Below are 2653 nucleotides of genomic sequence, written 5' to 3'. Positions count from 1 at the left end.
AGTTGCATGCCCAAGACCCGAAGCGGAGTGATCTAGCCATGGGCAGGTTGAAGCGCGGGTAAGACCGTGTGGAGGACCGAACCCACCAGGGTTGAAAACCTGGGGGATGACCTGTGGTTAGGGGTGAAAGGCCAATCAAACTCCGTGATAGCTGGTTCTCCCCGAAATGCATTTAGGTGCAGCGTCACGTGTTTCTTGCCGGAGGTAGAGCACTGGATAGGCGATGGGCCTCACCGGGTTACTGACCTTAGCCAAACTCCGAATGCCGGTAAGTGAGAGCGTGGCAGTGAGACTGTGGGGGATAAGCTCCATGGTCGAGAGGGAAACAGCCCAGAACACCGACTAAGGTCCCTAAGCGTGTGCTAAGTGGGAAAGGATGTGGAGTCGCAGAGACAACCAGGAGGTTGGCTTAGAAGCAGCCACCCTTGAAAGAGTGCGTAATAGCTCACTGGTCAAGTGATTCCGCGCCGACAATGTAGCGGGGCTCAAGCACACCACCGAAGTCGTGTCATTCACAGAATACGTCCAACGACGCTGTGGATGGGTAGGGGAGCGTCGTGTTCCGGGTGAAGCGGCCGAGGAATCGAGTCGTGGACGGGATACGAGTGAGAATGCAGGCATGAGTAGCGATACAAGAGTGGGAAACTCTTGCGCCGATTGACCAAGGGTTCCTGGGTCAAGCTGATCTGCCCAGGGTAAGTCGGGACCTAAGGCGAGGCCGACAGGCGTAGTCGATGGACAACGGGTTGATATTCCCGTACCCGCTTTGAAGCGCCAACGTCGAACCTCTGAATGCTAAAGCCGTGAAGCCGGCCCGGAGTCTTCGGACAAAGGGACGTGGTGGAGCCGCTGACCCAACAGGGTAGTAGGTGAGCGATGGGGTGACGCAGGAAGGTAGTCCAGCCCGGGCGGTGGTAGTCCCGGGGTAAGGGTGTAGGCCGAGTGGTAGGCAAATCCGCCACTCATTAAGGCTGAGACCTGATGCCGAGCCGATTGTGGTGAAGTGGATGATCCTATGCTGTCGAGAAAAGCCTCTAGCGAGTTTCATGGCGGCCCGTACCCCAAACCGACTCAGGTGGTCAGGTAGAGAATACCGAGGCGTTCGGGTGAACTATGGTTAAGGAACTCGGCAAAATGCCCCCGTAACTTCGGGAGAAGGGGGGCCGGAACTGGTGAAGGCACTTGCTGCCCGAGCTGGGGCCGGCCGCAGAGACCAGCGAGAAGCGACTGTTTACTAAAAACACAGGTCCGTGCGAAGCCGTAAGGCGATGTATACGGACTGACGCCTGCCCGGTGCTGGAACGTTAAGGGGACCGGTTAGCTTGGATTCGTCCAGGCGAAGCTGAGAACTTAAGCGCCAGTAAACGGCGGTGGTAACTATAACCATCCTAAGGTAGCGAAATTCCTTGTCGGGTAAGTTCCGACCTGCACGAATGGCGTAACGACTTCTCGACTGTCTCAACCATAGGCCCGGTGAAATTGCATTACGAGTAAAGATGCTCGTTTCGCGCAGCAGGACGGAAAGACCCCGGGACCTTTACTATAGCTTGATATTGGTGTTCGGTTCGGCTTGTGTAGGATAGGTGGGAGACTTTGAAGCCTTGACGCCAGTCTTGGTGGAGTCGTCGTTGAAATACCACTCTGGTCGTGCTGGATGTCTAACCTGGGTCCGTGATCCGGATCAGGGACAGTGTCTGGTGGGTAGTTTAACTGGGGCGGTTGCCTCCTAAAGAGTAACGGAGGCGCCCAAAGGTTCCCTCAGCCTGGTTGGCAATCAGGTGTTGAGTGTAAGTGCACAAGGGAGCTTGACTGTGAGACCGACGGGTCGAGCAGGTGCGAAAGCAGGGACTAGTGATCCGGCGGTGGCTTGTGGAAGCGCCGTCGCTCAACGGATAAAAGGTACCCCGGGGATAACAGGCTGATCTTCCCCAAGAGTCCATATCGACGGGATGGTTTGGCACCTCGATGTCGGCTCGTCGCATCCTGGGGCTGGAGTAGGTCCCAAGGGTTGGGCTGTTCGCCCATTAAAGCGGTACGCGAGCTGGGTTTAGAACGTCGTGAGACAGTTCGGTCCCTATCCGCTGTGCGCGTAGGAATATTGAGAAGGGCTGTCCCTAGTACGAGAGGACCGGGACGGACGAACCTCTGGTGTGCCAGTTGTCCTGCCAAGGGCATGGCTGGTTGGCTACGTTCGGGAGGGATAACCGCTGAAAGCATCTAAGCGGGAAGCCTGCTTCGAGATGAGTATTCCCACCTCCTTGAGAGGGTAAGGCTCCCAGTAGACGACTGGGTTGATAGGCCGGATGTGGAAGCCCTGTAAGGGGTGGAGCTGACCGGTACTAATAGGCCGAGGGCTTGTCCTCAGACGCTCGCGTTCACTGTGTGGTTCCCGGGTAGCGAACAGCTATCGCCGGCGAACTATTTAAGCAACACTATTCAACTGAAAAGTGTGTTCGCTGAATACCCAATAGGGTTTCGGTGGTCATAGCGTGAGGGAAACGCCCGGTTACATTCCGAACCCGGAAGCTAAGCCTCACAGCGCCGATGGTACTGCAGGGGGGACCCTGTGGGAGAGTAGGACACCGCCGAACAATTATTCAAAGGCCGTGGCCCCAGCGATCAGCTGGGGCCACGGCCTTTTGCTTTTTCTGTA

Annotated in this window: 2 rRNA genes; both read left to right on the top strand. The window is 56.6% G+C overall.

Going from position 1 to position 2653, the window contains the following annotated elements:
• Positions 1 to 2363 (top strand): 23S ribosomal RNA (locus AC060L_RS37255); the annotation flags it as partial.
• Between the two features lie 111 nt (positions 2364 to 2474).
• Positions 2475 to 2591 (top strand): 5S ribosomal RNA (gene rrf / locus AC060L_RS37250).
• Positions 2592 to 2653 lie beyond the last annotated feature (62 nt).

The organism is Kitasatospora sp. NEAU-69, from assembly GCF_057158765.1.
This window is presented reverse-complemented; position numbering and strand designations above follow the sequence as displayed.